This is a genomic window from Bacillus sp. C-3-6, assembly GCF_054509685.1.
Window position 1 is genome coordinate 4,051,740 of sequence record NZ_CM137247.1, and the last position, 14,923, is coordinate 4,066,662.

Sequence of the window (14,923 nt, forward strand, 5' to 3'; positions counted from 1 at the left end):
TGGAGTCTTACTGCCCGCAAATAGCGGGATAAATCTCCTACATAACCTCTTACGCTTGTAATAAACCTTAAGATAAAGAGAAGGTATTACTTCCCTATTAAAGTGAGATAAAAATAAGAAATGCCCTCTGTTAAGAGGGCATTTTCTCTTAGCTTTGCAACGATATCAACCAAAGCGACCTGTAATATAATCTTCTGTACGCTTATCTGAAGGCGTCGTAAATAATTTGTTTGTATCTGTATACTCCACAACTTCCCCGCTTAAGAAGAAAGCGGTTTTGTCTGAAATACGCGCTGCTTGTTGCATATTATGCGTTACGATAACAATACTAAAGTCTTTCTTTAACTCTTGAATTAATTCTTCTACTTTTAATGTTGAAATTGGATCTAGTGCCGATGTTGGCTCATCCATTAAAATAACGTCTGGCTCAATAGCTAAGCAACGTGCGATGCATAGACGCTGTTGCTGTCCACCAGATAAACCGTATGCATTATCGTGCAAACGATCTTTTAACTCATCCCAAATCGCTGCTCCGCGTAAACTTTTCTCAACAATTTCATCTAATGTCTTTTTGTCACGAATACCATGGATTTTTGGACCGTATGCTACATTCTCATAAATAGATTTTGGAAATGGATTTGGCTTTTGGAACACCATTCCTACGTGCGTTCTTAATTCTTCAACTGGATATGATTTATCAAATATATTGCGTTCTCTATACTCAATTACACCTGTAGTTCGAACGATCGGTACTAACTCTACCATGCGATTTAACGTTTTTAAGTACGTTGATTTACCACAGCCACTTGGACCGATAATTGCTGTAACTTCATTCTCATGAATACTTAAATTAATATCTTTTAAAGCATGGTCTTCCCCATACCATAAATTTAAGTTTTTCGTATCAAATACTACCTTCTTTGGCGCAGTCTCGATTTTCTCTTCGTTTTTCACCTGTACATTTACTACTGTTGCTACCATTTGAATTCCCCTTTCATCCACTTCCAACTTATTTTCGATTTCGTAACCATAAAACAAATATATTGATAAATAGCAACAAACCTAACAAAACAATCATCCCAGCTGCTGCTACATACTGAAATTCTTCTTGTGGCCTACTCATCCAATTAAAAATTTGAATTGGTAAAACTGTAAATCTATCAAACATACTAAATGGAACATAATTTGCAAACGCAAGTGCCCCAATAACTAATAGTGGTGCTGCTTCTCCAATTGCTCTTGATATCGCTAACGTACAGCCCGTTATAATCCCCGGGAAAGCATATGGCAATACAATTTGATACATCGTTTGCCACTTCGTAGCACCTAATCCGTAAGAACCCTCTAATAATGCACTTGGTACTGATCGGATCGCTTCTTGACTCGCCACAACAACTGTTGGTAAGACGAGTAAACTCATCGTCAGTGCTGCTGCAACTATACTCTCTCCTAAATGAAGAGCATATACAAAAATAGTTAAACCAAGCAATCCAAATACAACGGATGGTACTCCTGCTAATGTTTGATTATTAATCTCTACTATTTTTTTAAATAGAGATTCCTTCGCATATTGCTCTAAATAAAGGGCTGTTCCAACTCCAAATATAAAAGAAACAGGTATAACAATACTCATAAATAATATTGTCCCTGACAAAGCTGCAGCAATACCAGCTTCTTTCGGATTACGTGAAGCGAAATTTGTAAAGAAATCTATTGAAAGATAGCTTATACCTTTTTCAACAATTTGAAAAAGTAACACAAACAAAATTACGATTGAAAATAAAATCGCTATATAAAATAACAATTTGTAAATTCGATCTTTTAAAAAGCGTGATGCCATGTTTTTTTGTATTTTTTTATGATTCAACATCCGCATATTATGTCATCCTCCTAAAACGGCACATAATTGACTGCGAAATGATGTTCATAATAAAAGTAAACAAAAATAATGTTGCACCTACAGCATACATGCTGTAATACGTAATCGTTCCATGCGGAGCATCACCTAAACTTACTTGCACAATATAGGCTGTTAACGTTTGAATAGAATGTGTCGGATCAAGCGATACATTTGGTGTGGATCCTGCCGCAATTACAACAATCATCGTTTCACCAATTGCACGCGAAGCCGCTAATATAATTGCTGCCATAATCCCTGTAAAAGCGGACGGAAACACCACTTGTTTTACCATTTCAAACCGCGTCGCTCCGAGTGCTAATGAAGCTTCTTTCGTCCCTTTCGCCACAGCTCTCATCGCGTCTTCAGATAGAGATGCAACTGTAGGCATCATCATAAATCCGATAACGATTCCTGGGCTAATCGCATTAAAAAACTGTAAATCTGGTATAATCCTTTGTAAAAGCGGCGTAACAATTGTTAATGCAAAAAAACCATATACAATTGTCGGGATACCTGCTAATAGCTCTAACATCGGCTTTAATATTTTCCGTGCACTATTTGAAGCATATTCGCTTAAAAATACGGCACACGCTAAACCGATAGGAATTGCTACAAACATAGCGATTGCTGTTACAAGGAACGTTCCACATATAAGTGGTAATATACCGAATTTAGGATTTTCAAAAAACGGTAACCATTCTTTCTCCGTCAAAAAGGAGTACAATGATATTTTTTGAAAAAACATGATTGTTTCATTAGAGAGCGTAAAAACAATTCCAAGTGTCGTAACAATAGAAACGCTAGCAATTATTTTTAGTAACAAAGGCATTATTCGATTGATTTGCTGCGTTTTTTTTCTTTGTTTTGTATTTCTTTCAATCAAATGTTGTACAGAAAATGTAATTTGACTTTTGTCATTATGAGCCAAAGATGAAAACCCCTTTCCACCCTGACATTACCTTTTTATTTCTGTTAACATACGCAGCTGTTCATTGTATTTTTCTTTTCTTAATTTTACATACCCGACCTCTTCAGCGAGGTTACCAACATGCTGAATCATAAACTCAACATAGTTTGCTACATTCATTTTATTTCGGATAGATGCATTATTCACATAAGTAAGTAGCGGCCTAGATAACGGCTTATACTTACCTGACTGAATGGTCTCTTTCGTCGGAAATACACCATTCACTTTTATTGCTTTCACCTTATCTCGATTAGCCATATAATAAGCATATCCTACAAAAGCAATGGCATGTTCATCATTCATTACCCCTTGCATAATAACTTGATCATCTTCAGACAAAGAGACTTTTTTTACAATGCGATGATTTTGTAAGATGACATTTTGAAAATAATCATAAGTACCAGAGTCTACGCCTGGTGCATAAAACTTCACTTGTTCACGTGGCCATGTTGAATGAATTTGTGACCATCGCTTCTCTCTTCCATCTTCACTCCACAGTAAACGTAACTCGTCTACTGACATATCGTCTACCCATGTATTGTGCCGATTCACAACGATTGTAAGACCATCGTTAGCGACCTCAAAAGGTGTGAACTGAATAGAGTTTTTCTTCATCTCATTTTTCTCGACTTGTTTCATTACTCTCGAAGCATTATTTATATCTACTTCTCCTTTACTGAAACGATTAAATCCTCCTCCAGTTCCAGAAACACTGATGGAAATTTTCACGTCTGGATGCACCTTTGTATATTCCTCCGCTACTGCTTCTATAATAGGAAAAACCGTTGAGGATCCATCAACTCTCACTTCTCCCATATCATTTAAAGCAAATGCAGTAGACATTTCAAAACAGAGGAACCATATCGATAGTACGAAAATTATAATCGGTGTACGCATCCATTTCACGTGTTCTTCCTCCTAGAAGTAACCGGAAATAACAGGATTACAGATATAAGAATACTGCTAAACTATTAATTCGGTTTTAATTGTTTGTAAAAGTTTTGTAAAGTTCCACATAAATCAACATACGGTACAATTTTAATTCAGTAGTAGCTATTCATTTCCTCTGATGATTTCCCTATAAAATATTTATCCCCTATCCCACCATATACAAGTATCATTTATACGGCCGCGTTTTTTTTCAATGTTGTATACTTGTCCACATTTATTACACGATATGCATAAACCATAAAAAAAAGCACACTATCTTTTCAGATAGTGTGCTTTTTTTAAATTTTTTTATTCATCATCTTGATCTTTATTTTTATTGTTTTTATCATCTTTTGGAGCTTCACCATTTACTTCTTGGTTTTTTAAATCAAAGTAGGCGTCCATAATTTCACGACCAATATATCCATTAATACCAGTCTTATCATCATGTACCCATGGAACAACAACAGAGAATGCTACTTCTGGATCTTCAAGTGGCGCATAACCTACTAATGTTAAGTTATATGTTTCCACACGTTCACCATTTGCCTTTCTACCAATCTCTTTATCTCCGCCATACACAGTTTGCGCGGTACCTGTCTTCCCTGCCGCTTTATATTTTGCACCTGTAAAGTATTTGGTAGCTGTACCACCTGAATCATTATACACTTGTCTAAATCCTTCTTGAACACGTTTAATTTGCGATTCTGGCATATCAACACGATTTAATACTTTCGGTTCCATAGATTGAACAACTTTCCCAACTTCATCTGGTTTCACTGCCGGTTGACGAATTTCTTTTACAACTTGTGGTTGCATACGATATCCACCATTGGCAATCGTCGAAATATATTGCGCTAATTGAAGCGGTGTATACGTATCATACTGTCCAATTGATAAATCTAGTAAGAAACCTGGTTGACTACCTCTCCCCATCTGACCAGCAGATTCATTCGGTAAATCAATTCCTGTTTTTACACCAAGTCCAAACTGTCCGAAATAATAACGCATCGTATCAAATGCTTTTTGAGGTATATCTAACGTACCACCTCTCACATATGGAACACCAGCGATATTCATCGCTGTTTTAAACATATAAACGTTAGAAGACATTTTTAAAGCTGTAAGATCATTAATATATCCCATCGTTTTCCAAGATGACTTCGTAGGTGTACCTTTTAATTTAATTGGTTCATCCAATTGTACTGAACCTGGTTGAATCGCACCAGTTTGATATCCAGTAAGTACTGTTGCACCTTTTACAGTTGACCCCATCGGATAAGAACTTGTCATGGTACCTAATGCAAAGTCATTTACTTTCGTTTGACCATCTTCGTTAACTAATTGTTTCCCAGCCATAGATAAAACTTCACCATTTTTTGGATTCATCATTACAACGAATGCGCGATCTAAAAGAGGTTCGCTTCCTTTAAATCTCATTAAATTCTTCGTAAGAATATCCTCCACGCGCTTTTGTAATTCCATATCAATCGTTAAATTCAGGTCATTACCACTTTGTCCTTTTGATACATTAATCGTTTCTAAAATATTACCGTTTTTATCTGTAACATTTCTAACTTCTGCTTTCGTACCGTGCAGACTATCTTCATACTGTTGTTCAAGATAACTTTTTCCTACTCGGTCATTTCGATTATAATCACGAACAAGATAGTAATCTAGTCTTTCTCTTGGTAAACCTTCGTCAGAAGTTGTTACACCACCAAGTACACTTCGGAACAAATCACCATCATATGCATATTTTCGTTCCCAATCAACACTTGTATCTACTCCCGGCAATTGCGCTAAATTTTCACTAATAATCGCATATTCTTCATCTGTTGCATTTTTCTTAAGAACTTGAGGTGTCATTGCATATCCGCCATCCATCTTACTCTTAATCGCTAGTATTTCTAGATCTTTTGCGGATAATTGATTAATCTCTTCTTCTGTTACACGACTGCGCTGACGCTCGTCTAATTCTTTATCATCAATTTTTTTATCTTTAAACTCTTGACGATCTTTATTCGTAATTTTTTCTTTAGCTTCCTCTTTATGCATAGCAAGCCAATAATCTTTTTTATCGCGATCTGTTAATTTATCTGTCGGTACTTCAATCAAATCTGCTAGCTTTTTCGCTGTTTCTAAGCGATCCTCTGCAGTTGATCCTTTCATTTTTGTAAATGTAATAGTACGAATGGCTGCATTATCTACTACAGATCGCCCATAACGGTCAAATATTTTCCCACGCGGTACAGGATTACTTATCGTTGAGTTTTCTTTCTTCTCCACTTCATTCTTATATTCTTCACCGCGAACAATTTGTACATATCCGAGCCTTACAATAACCGCGGAGAACATTAAAAACACGCAGAAAAACAGCACGTTTAACCGAAAAGGAACGTGGGTCTTTTTCTTATTTTGCTTCTGCTTCTTGCTCATACAAACCCCCTCTACCAACAGCTATGTAATGTGAAAGGGACACCTTCATACAGGTGTCCTCACTGCTGTCTTACATCTTTTTCTATTCTAGCATAAAACAAACGAGAAGTTAACCTTCTGGTTCAGTTTGGTTTTGCGCGTTTCCTTGCGTTACAACACTTGTTTTACTCGCATTTCCCTCATCATATTTGACATTTTTAACTGCAAAATAAATAAGAAAATGTCCAGCACCTAAAATACATAATAAGTAAGGTAAACTTTTTTCAGGTGGAAAGAATAGTACAGCACATAAAAAACTTAAAATGGAACAGATTCTTCCGGCGTTTAACCACAGCTCCCGAACAACGACATATTCCACACGCCATTCTCTCGCATTTTTCGCTCTACCAATTACGTCATATGTCATTGATCCATACGGAACAAGTAAAATAGGATATGCAATCGCAATACATGCCGCATAAATAAGTAATTTCGTGTATGTAACATTGAAAATAACTAAAAAGACGACAGCATATAAAATAATGCCTCCAAGTAAAATTGCTTTTTTTCGCCACTCCTTCTTTAACATACGAGCAACTAAGTAATAACATACAAAGGATACAGCAGAGTTCACTAAACTATATTTCCCTAATGCGAACTCACTATTAGTTGCTAAATAAACATATACTGAAATGACAAAAATAAACGTTCCTTCTCTCAATCCTTGGAAAAAATGAGCTCGTGTAATCTTTCCCCAGTTTTTATCAATCCGTCGTTCTTTCAATACTTGCACGATTTCATAACGCCCTTCACATTCTCTTTTAGATAAAAAGAAGCTTAAGACGACAGCAATTGCAAATAGAACTAATGAAAGAAAGAATATAACAGTATAACCACTCCATTTCTCCATACGTGAAATTGTGTATCCTGCTGCTATTGGTCCGATCATCCCAGAGAAGGATGTAAGAAGTCCAAGAAACCCATTAAAGAAATCTCTTGTTTCTGGTTCTGTAATTTCAAATGTCAATAAGTTAAAAGCCAACCAGTAAAAACCGTATCCTACTCCTAAAAGAGCCCCCATTAATAAAATATACTGAGAAGCACTTTTCCCCGCTACTAAGACAACAATAAAAAAAATTGCGAGCGTTCCTACTCCTATTCGTAATAAAATCGAGCGATCGATACGTTTCGCTAATTTTCCCCCTACAAGAAATGTGAGAGGCTGTAATATAACGCTGGCCAAATTATACAAGCCAAGATTCACATAATTTTGTGTTTGTTTCCATAAATAAATATTTACAAACGTATTCGATAAAGAAATTGCGAGCGTGTATAAACCTCCTATAAGGAGCAATAACACTAAATCCCGATTCACTTCAACGTCACCAATTATATGTTTCCACTTCATACACAACTCTCCTTTACTTCATGTTCTAGTCTTCCAAAGACAAGCCCAATTATGTAAAAGGAAAGCATAGAAAAAAGCTAGGGGTTCTCCCCTAGCTTTTTTCTATATTTATTACAATTATTTTGCTTCTTGGTAACGTTTTTCAGCAGCGTTCCAATCTACAACGTTCCAGAATGCACCGATGTAGTCTGGACGACGGTTTTGGTAGTTTAAGTAGTAAGCATGCTCCCAAACATCTAAACCGATAACTGGCGTTTTACCTTCAGTTAAAGGAGAATCTTGGTTTGGAGTGCTTGTTACTTCTAACTCACCATTGTTTACTACTAACCAAGCCCAACCAGAACCGAAGCGAGTTGCGCCAGCTTTTGCGAATTCTTCTTTGAATGCATCGAAGCTACCGAATTTTGCTTCAATTGCAGTTGCAAGTTCACCTACAGGTTGTCCTCCGCCGTTTGGAGATAGGATTGTCCAGAAGAATGTATGGTTAGCATGTCCGCCACCATTGTTACGTACTGCTGTACGGATTGCTTCTGGTACTTCGTTTAAGTTTGCAACTAATTCTTCTACGCTTTTGTCAGCTAATTCTGCATGACCTTCTAAAGCAGCGTTTAAGTTTGTAATGTACGTGTTGTGATGTTTTGTATGATGGATGTTCATTGTTTCTTTGTCAAAGTGAGGCTCTAAAGCATCATACGCATAAGGTAAATTTGGTAATTCGTGTTTTGCCATTGTTATATTCCTCCCAGTTTATGTATTGCCACTTAAGTGACATACAACTTCATTCTACCCTAATTGCCATAGGGTGCAAACAAATAAATCACATTGTCTTGCTATCATTAAAGTAGCAAAATTCCCACTTCTTTTCAATTAAAATGCTCATATATTCCGTAAAAAAAGCTTCCTTCTACAAGGAAGCTTCCTGCTAACATAATAAACATGCGAAATGGATATGGACCCTGTAGGACTCGAACCTACGACCGGACGGTTATGAGCCGTCTGCTCTAACCAGCTGAGCTAAGGGTCCACAATTATGTATGTAACAACATATCAAATAAAGGAATTCCTATCGGATATGCCCTTTAAGAAATGTAAGATAAATTTACCATATAGAAAAGAAAAGTGTCAATTGTATTTTTCTTATTTAAAAGAAGAAAGTTAATAAAAAGAAATTTAGTTATCTCCACTATATGTAAATATAATATATCTTGAGATTCTCTAGATTCCTACGTTACAATGATTTTATACATACATAAAGGAAGTGAATCTATGTCCATATTTACCCAATTCGTAAAAAGCATATACTCGCCTAAAGATATGGCGCTATTCCGTTTTCAAAAAATCGGTAAAACCATTTTGTATATTATGCTACTTTGCTTAATTACTACTATTCCAAGAACTTTTTTGTACGGTAGTTTTATCCAAGATGGTGTAGGCATGGTAAATCAAGTCATCGATAAAGATTTACCTGATTTTAAAATTGAAAATGGCGAACTAAAAGCCGATATTGATCAGCCTATTGAAAAAGAAGAAGGAAATGCACTTTTCGTATTTGATCCAAATTCAACAGACCTAGAAAAATATCAAAATAAAACAGGTTTATTTGTTTTAAAAGATAAAGTAGTCTCTATGGGAAATGGTCAAACACAAACGTATTCTTATAACGATTTGTTAGGTGCATCTCTTGAGAAAAAAGATCTACAAGAATTTATTTCTTTATTCGATAATATTTATCCAATTTTATTATTTGTTATTGGATTCTTAGTGTACCTATTCCAATTATTCATCACTTTTGTAGGCGTGACTTTACTTGCGTTCATCGGTTCTGCTATGAGCGGTCAACGTAAACTATCCTATAAACAAGTTTGGACACTAACTGCATACAGCTACACAATCCCAACCATTTTCTTCATGATTATGGATTTATTCAAAATCGTCGTACCTGGCGCAACATTCATTTATATCGCTGTTGTTTTAATCGTTCTATACTTAACGATTAAAGAGGTACCCCAACCGAAAGAAAAATAAAAAAATGCCTAAATAGGCATTTTTTTTTTGGACAAGCATATATTCCTAGCAAAGGAGTGAAGAATATGAAGAGGTTAGGTATATTCCTATTCGTGCTTGTTCTCGGTTATATATTTTATTACGATATAAAAATCGGTACTTTACCGATGTTAAGTTCATATAAAAAAACAACTGCTGCCCAAACGATTAAAAAAGAAAACACAGACAGCCAACAAAATAAAGAGAATAAAACAGAAAAAGAAACGGATACATCTTATAAAACAATTGAAGTAAAAACTGGCGAGACAGTTCTTTCTATTACAGAACAAATTAACAAGAAAAAAATTCCTTCCATAGAAAAAGTCATTGACGACTTTAAACAATTAAACAAAAGTACATCTGCTACAAAAATACAAATTGGAAAGTCTTATAAATTCCCGTTATATCAATAAGCCATCACTTAATCCTTGTCAATTACATAAAGGCGCTGATACAATAGTAAAAGTGAAACCGAGCACTTCGGTTTCTATAGCCCTATATCACGTATACTATCATTGATATGAGGGACTAAATAAGAAACTTCTTTTATAAGGAGAGCGATCTATTCGTGAATGAAATGACTCATCGTACAAAAACACGTCCAGTTAAAGTCGGTAATTTAACAATTGGCGGTAATAATGAATTAATTATACAAAGTATGACAACAACAAAAACACATGATGTTGAAGCAACAGTTGCTGAAATCAAGCGTTTAGAAGAAGCTGGCTGTCAAGTCGTCCGCGTTGCCGTTCCAGATGAACGCGCAGCTAATGCTATTGCTGATATAAAAAAACAAATCAACATTCCACTTGTTGCTGATATTCATTTTGATTATCGCCTTGCTTTAAAAGCAATTGAAGGTGGCATTGATAAAGTACGTATCAATCCAGGTAATATTGGTCGTCGCCATAAAGTAGAAGCTGTTGTAAATGCAGCAAAAGAGCGCGGTATTCCAATCCGTATTGGTGTAAACGCTGGTTCATTAGAGCGCCACATTTTAGAAAAGTACGGATACCCAACTGCTGATGGTATGGTTGAGAGCGCGCTACATCATATTAAAATTTTAGAGGACTTAGATTTCCACGATATTATCGTATCTATGAAAGCCTCTGATGTTAACTTAGCAATCGAAGCATACGAGAAAGCTGCTCGCGCTTTTGATTACCCATTACATTTAGGTATTACAGAATCTGGAACATTGTTTGCTGGAACTGTAAAAAGTGCCGCTGGTCTTGGAGCAATCTTAAGTAAAGGCATCGGAAATACACTACGTATTTCATTAAGTGCTGATCCAGTTGAAGAAGTAAAAGTTGCTCGTGAATTATTAAAATCATTCGGTCTTGCGTCTAACGCAGCGACACTTATCTCTTGTCCAACTTGTGGTCGTATTGAAATCGATTTAATTAGCATCGCTAACGAAGTGGAAGAATACATCTCTACACTTCAAGTACCAATTAAAGTTGCAGTACTTGGTTGCGCTGTAAATGGTCCTGGTGAAGCTCGTGAAGCTGATATCGGTATTGCTGGTGCACGTGGAGAGGGATTATTATTCCGTAAAGGGCAAGTCGTTCGTAAAGTACCAGAAGAAACAATGGTAGAAGAACTGAAAAAAGAAATCGACGTAATTGCTGCTGAAATGGCTGCTGAACGAGAAAAAGAAAAAGAGACACAAGAACAATAAAAAGAAGGTTGCCACAATATTTGTGAGCAACCTTCTTTTCTACGTAAAAAAGCTCGTCAGTTATATAACCGACGAGCTTTTACTTTGCACATTTTGGACAACGACCATATATTTCAAACTTATGACCCGTTACTTCATAACCAGTAAAGTCTTTATTCATAAAATCCATTGGGCAGGAAGTAATCTCTTTCGTCCCACCACAATCCAAACAAATAAAATGATGATGATGTTCCATAATAGAACAAGTGAAACGAAAATGTTTTTCACCATTTAATTCCGTTTGTTCTAAAACACCAATCTCAGCAAAAACTGTTAAGTTACGATAAATCGTATCAAAACTAAGCCCTGGATAATCGTCTTTCATATGCTCTAAAACGTCTTTCGCAGTTAAATAACGATTATGTGCTGCAAATAATCTGAGCATCTCTTCTCTTTTTCCAGTATGTTTGTATCCTTTTTCCTTCATTAGGCGTAAAGCTTCTGTTAGATTCATACCTATCCCTACTTTATGCAGTTTTTTTCTTCTTCCATAAAATCGCACCGATTAAAATAAGAACTGCTATCATAACAATTGTACCACCTGGTGCTAGATCAAGTTGATACGAAGCAAACATTCCACCAATTACTGCAATTTCACCAAATAAAATGGAAAAGAAAATTGTTTGTTTAAATCCTTTAGCAATACGAATACTTGCTGCAACTGGTAACGTCATTAATGATGATACGAGAAGAACCCCTACTACACGCATTGATACTGCAATGACAAGAGCAACTAATATAATGAAAATAAAGTGAATCCATTTCGCTCTTAAACCAGTTGATACTGCGTATTCCTCATCAAATGATAGTAGAAACAGCTCTTTATATAATAAAATAATTGTCGCAACAACAACAATTGCTACAATCCCAATAATAATTAAATCCGTACTTGTTACAGCACTGACACTACCAAATAAATAACTAAATAAGTCTGTGTTAAATCCATTTGCAAGTGAAATGAAAATAACTCCAACTCCCATCCCTGCCGAAAGGATAATCGGAATTGCTAATTCTTGATAGTGCTTATATACAGTTCTTAACTTTTCGATTAATAGCGCTCCACCAATTGAAAAAACCATCCCCATATATAAGGGGTTTAAAAATCCACCTGTAAAAATGGTTTTTTCAAGTAATAAACTTGCTGCAATACCTGATAACGTCACGTGACTTAATGCATCCGCAATAAGAGATAAACGACGAATAACAACAAACACACCTATTAGCGGTGCAACAAGTCCAATTAAAATACCTGCATATAAAGAATTACGTAAAAAGTCATATTGTAAAAAATCTTGTATCATTATATCCTCCCGTGATGCTCATGTTCGTGTTCTAAACGATGAACATGATGTCCATATAAGACGGACATTTCTGCATCTTCTAACTCTCGGAACTTCTCTACATTTCCATGGAAATGTAGATGTTGGTTTAGACATGCAACATGTGTTACTTTTTCGGTAACAGCTCCCATATCATGAGTAACAAGAATTAATGTGATCCCGAGCCTTTTGTTTAAATCCTCTAATATTTCGTAAAAACTTTCCACATTTTTTACATCGATTCCAACAGTAGGCTCGTCTAAAATAAGCAATTCAGGATCACTAACGAGCGCACGAGCAATAAATACACGCTGTTGCTGTCCACCAGAAAGCTCTCCAATATTACGACCTTGAAACTCACTCATCCCTACATCAGCAATTGCTTTTTCTACCTTTTTCTTATCCTCTTTTGTGAAAAAGCGAAAAAGCCCTTTTTTCGAAACAAGTCCCATTGACACAACTTCAGAAACAGTTGCTGGAAAACCAGAATTGAAACTATTTGCTTTTTGGGATACATAACCAACTTTATTCCATTCCTTAAACTTCTTACTATCAACGCCAAACACACGAATGCTTCCTTCTTTTGGCTTTAAAACGCCTAATAAACACTTAAGTAAAGTTGATTTACCTGAACCATTCGGTCCCACTAAACCTAAAAAAGCTCCCTTCGGAACTTGCAAATTAATATTTTCTAACACATTCCGATCTTCGTATCGGAATGTTAAACCTTCAATCTCTAATATATTATTCATAGCATCTCACCTATTTTAATTCAGAATGATTCCGATTTATATCTATTTGAATTATAGTACAGCTTATTATAGTTGTAAACCAATCTGCCTAAAATATATCTATTTTTTCAAGAAACCTTACTATTATAACAAAAAGCAGAGAAAAATTCTCTGCTTTCGAAAAATATTCCTATATACGTTTAGTGAATAGCCGATTTAAACTTACCACCATTTGTCTCTTGCGTGCTCATAATCGTAACAAACGCATTTTCATCAATTTCATGCACAATTGACTTTAACTTCGTCACTTCTAGACGCGTTACAACTGCATAAATAACTTCTTTTTCTTTATCTGTATAACCACCTTTTGCTACAAGCTTTGTAGTTCCACGACCGAGTCGATGTAAAATCGCATTTGATACTTCCTCATATTGATCAGATACAATTAAAACTGCTTTCGTTTCATCTAGCCCTTGAATTACTGTATCGATTGTTTTAAATGCAATATAGTACGTCATAACAGAATACATCGCTTGTTCCACACCAAACACAAATGCTGCCCATGCAAAAATAAATAAGTTCACAAACATTACGAATTCACCAACAGAGAACGGTAATTTCTTCGTTAATAAAATCCCCATAATTTCAGTTCCATCTAACGATCCACCATGACGAATTACAAGTCCTACACCAAGACCTAAAATAAGACCACCAAACACAGTCGCTAAAATAGGCTCTGTTGTAAACGGTGGCACCGCATGTAACGTTGACTCAATGAATGCTAGTGCTACAATACCAAATGCCGAAGATAACATGAATGTTTTTCCAATTTGCTTATAACCCGAATACATAAATGGGATATTGAGAACAACGACTAAAGTAGAAAAACTTAACCACCAAATATTAGGAGTAAGGTAATCTAATATAAGAGAAATACCAATAATTCCACCATCAATAATTTTATTTGGCATTAAAAATAGTTCAATCGCTACCGCTGCGCATGCTGCCCCAAAAATAATCATAACTAAACGATAAATGAGATGAATAACACTTTCTTTTCGATGTTGCTTTTGCTCCATAGGTCCTCCCTTTACTCTTTTTCTGTAGTTTTGTCCTTATATTATAACATACGCTTCTTTTCCTCATGAAAAAAGAAACTCTATACGAATATGTACAAGCTATATGCTCATATATTTCGATAGAAGAACGCCTGAAGGAGGATAACAAGATGAACCTCATTAAACAAATTGTTAATAAAAAATTAAATCATATTTCTACAAAAGAGTTATTAAAATATAGCAAAGAATATGAAGTTTCTATTACGACTGCACAAGCTGACCAAATCGTTTTACTTATGAAAGGTAAAAATATTAATATTTACGATAACAACGAGCGACTAGAGCTCTTAAAACAGATTGCAAAAGTAACTTCCCCTGCCACTGCCCGACAAGTAAATACATTATTTCAGCAATTACTAAAATAAGGAG

At 35.5% G+C, this 14,923-nt stretch carries 15 protein-coding genes and 1 tRNA gene; 4 read left to right on the plus strand and 12 right to left on the minus strand.

Features of this window, described 5'->3' with window-relative positions:
- Positions 1-165: 165 nt before the first annotated feature.
- The 8 genes from pstB to ACW0JX_RS20825 all read right to left on the minus strand — a co-directional run bounded on the left by pstB (position 166) and on the right by ACW0JX_RS20825 (position 8,647).
- Positions 166-981, minus strand: coding sequence for a phosphate ABC transporter ATP-binding protein (pstB, locus tag ACW0JX_RS20790; RefSeq protein WP_000226681.1), 816 nt, complete (start codon positions 979-981; stop codon positions 166-168).
- Between the two features lie 28 nt (positions 982-1,009).
- Positions 1,010-1,876: a phosphate ABC transporter permease PstA gene (pstA, locus tag ACW0JX_RS20795; protein WP_029443309.1), complete on the minus strand. Its 867-nt coding sequence runs from the start codon at positions 1,874-1,876 to the stop codon at positions 1,010-1,012.
- A gap of 1 nt (position 1,877) precedes the next feature.
- Positions 1,878-2,828 carry a phosphate ABC transporter permease subunit PstC gene (gene pstC / locus ACW0JX_RS20800; RefSeq protein WP_459245040.1) on the minus strand — a complete coding sequence of 317 codons (951 nt, stop codon included), beginning with the start codon at positions 2,826-2,828 and terminating at the stop codon, positions 1,878-1,880.
- Between the two features lie 27 nt (positions 2,829-2,855).
- Positions 2,856-3,764, minus strand: coding sequence for a PstS family phosphate ABC transporter substrate-binding protein (locus tag ACW0JX_RS20805; RefSeq protein WP_459245791.1), 909 nt, complete (start codon positions 3,762-3,764; stop codon positions 2,856-2,858).
- A 342-nt stretch (positions 3,765-4,106) separates the two neighbouring features.
- Positions 4,107-6,236 (minus strand): peptidoglycan D,D-transpeptidase FtsI family protein, encoded by a 2,130-nt coding sequence (locus tag ACW0JX_RS20810; RefSeq protein WP_071713588.1) that lies wholly within the window; start codon positions 6,234-6,236, stop codon positions 4,107-4,109.
- 109 nt (positions 6,237-6,345) lie between these two features.
- Positions 6,346-7,623, minus strand: a complete 1,278-nt coding sequence (locus ACW0JX_RS20815) for an MFS transporter (protein WP_023523062.1) — start codon at positions 7,621-7,623, stop codon at positions 6,346-6,348.
- Positions 7,624-7,740: 117 nt separating this feature from the next.
- Positions 7,741-8,352, minus strand: a complete 612-nt coding sequence (gene sodA, locus ACW0JX_RS20820; protein ID WP_001052031.1) for a superoxide dismutase [Mn] — start codon at positions 8,350-8,352, stop codon at positions 7,741-7,743.
- Between the two features lie 221 nt (positions 8,353-8,573).
- Positions 8,574-8,647: transfer RNA gene (locus ACW0JX_RS20825), tRNA-Ile, on the minus strand.
- 242 nt (positions 8,648-8,889) lie between these two features.
- Here ACW0JX_RS20825 and yqgB point away from each other — a divergent pair.
- From yqgB to ispG, 3 genes are all read left to right on the plus strand, one after another.
- Positions 8,890-9,648 (plus strand): protein YqgB, encoded by a 759-nt coding sequence (gene yqgB / locus ACW0JX_RS20830; RefSeq protein WP_000021895.1) that lies wholly within the window; start codon positions 8,890-8,892, stop codon positions 9,646-9,648.
- A 65-nt stretch (positions 9,649-9,713) separates the two neighbouring features.
- Positions 9,714-10,079 (plus strand): protein YqfZ, encoded by a 366-nt coding sequence (gene yqfZ, locus ACW0JX_RS20835; protein WP_000825415.1) that lies wholly within the window; start codon positions 9,714-9,716, stop codon positions 10,077-10,079.
- Between the two features lie 164 nt (positions 10,080-10,243).
- A complete protein-coding gene (gene ispG, locus ACW0JX_RS20840) occupies positions 10,244-11,347 on the plus strand; it encodes a flavodoxin-dependent (E)-4-hydroxy-3-methylbut-2-enyl-diphosphate synthase (RefSeq protein ID WP_161114734.1) in 1,104 nt (367 codons plus the stop codon).
- Positions 11,348-11,426: 79 nt separating this feature from the next.
- Here ispG and ACW0JX_RS20845 read toward each other — a convergent pair whose 3' ends face one another.
- The 4 genes from ACW0JX_RS20845 to ACW0JX_RS20860 form a co-directional block, all read right to left on the minus strand.
- Positions 11,427-11,840, minus strand: coding sequence for a Fur family transcriptional regulator (locus ACW0JX_RS20845; RefSeq protein ID WP_001054516.1), 414 nt, complete (start codon positions 11,838-11,840; stop codon positions 11,427-11,429).
- 13 nt (positions 11,841-11,853) lie between these two features.
- Complete coding sequence (locus ACW0JX_RS20850; RefSeq protein WP_000613817.1) at positions 11,854-12,687, minus strand: metal ABC transporter permease; 834 nt, start codon at positions 12,685-12,687, stop codon at positions 11,854-11,856.
- Positions 12,687-13,457: a metal ABC transporter ATP-binding protein gene (locus tag ACW0JX_RS20855; protein ID WP_001059662.1), complete on the minus strand. Its 771-nt coding sequence runs from the start codon at positions 13,455-13,457 to the stop codon at positions 12,687-12,689. Before ACW0JX_RS20855 ends, ACW0JX_RS20850 begins: the two co-directional genes overlap by 1 nt.
- Before the next feature lie 179 nt (positions 13,458-13,636).
- The gene (locus ACW0JX_RS20860; protein ID WP_000435960.1) at positions 13,637-14,515 is read right to left on the minus strand and encodes a YitT family protein; all 879 of its coding nucleotides are present in this window, start codon (positions 14,513-14,515) and stop codon (positions 13,637-13,639) included.
- A 149-nt stretch (positions 14,516-14,664) separates the two neighbouring features.
- Here ACW0JX_RS20860 and ACW0JX_RS20865 point away from each other — a divergent pair, with 149 nt between their 5' ends.
- Complete coding sequence (locus tag ACW0JX_RS20865) at positions 14,665-14,919, plus strand: DUF2624 domain-containing protein (RefSeq protein ID WP_459245041.1); 255 nt, start codon at positions 14,665-14,667, stop codon at positions 14,917-14,919.
- Positions 14,920-14,923 lie beyond the last annotated feature (4 nt).

Coding starts and splice junctions, on each gene's coding strand:
- ACW0JX_RS20815 (WP_023523062.1), bottom strand. CDS start 7,623: ATGAAGTGGAAACATATAATTGGTGACGTTGAAGTGAATCGGGATTTA.
- ACW0JX_RS20855 (WP_001059662.1), bottom strand. CDS start 13,457: ATGAATAATATATTAGAGATTGAAGGTTTAACATTCCGATACGAAGAT.
- pstB (WP_000226681.1), bottom strand. CDS start 981: ATGGTAGCAACAGTAGTAAATGTACAGGTGAAAAACGAAGAGAAAATC.
- ACW0JX_RS20810 (WP_071713588.1), bottom strand. CDS start 6,236: ATGAGCAAGAAGCAGAAGCAAAATAAGAAAAAGACCCACGTTCCTTTT.
- ACW0JX_RS20850 (WP_000613817.1), bottom strand. CDS start 12,687: ATGATACAAGATTTTTTACAATATGACTTTTTACGTAATTCTTTATAT.
- yqgB (WP_000021895.1), top strand. CDS start 8,890: ATGTCCATATTTACCCAATTCGTAAAAAGCATATACTCGCCTAAAGAT.
- ACW0JX_RS20860 (WP_000435960.1), bottom strand. CDS start 14,515: ATGGAGCAAAAGCAACATCGAAAAGAAAGTGTTATTCATCTCATTTAT.
- ACW0JX_RS20845 (WP_001054516.1), bottom strand. CDS start 11,840: ATGAATCTAACAGAAGCTTTACGCCTAATGAAGGAAAAAGGATACAAA.
- ispG (WP_161114734.1), top strand. CDS start 10,244: ATGACTCATCGTACAAAAACACGTCCAGTTAAAGTCGGTAATTTAACA.
- ACW0JX_RS20865 (WP_459245041.1), top strand. CDS start 14,665: ATGAACCTCATTAAACAAATTGTTAATAAAAAATTAAATCATATTTCT.
- pstA (WP_029443309.1), bottom strand. CDS start 1,876: ATGCGGATGTTGAATCATAAAAAAATACAAAAAAACATGGCATCACGC.
- sodA (WP_001052031.1), bottom strand. CDS start 8,352: ATGGCAAAACACGAATTACCAAATTTACCTTATGCGTATGATGCTTTA.
- ACW0JX_RS20805 (WP_459245791.1), bottom strand. CDS start 3,764: ATGCGTACACCGATTATAATTTTCGTACTATCGATATGGTTCCTCTGT.
- yqfZ (WP_000825415.1), top strand. CDS start 9,714: ATGAAGAGGTTAGGTATATTCCTATTCGTGCTTGTTCTCGGTTATATA.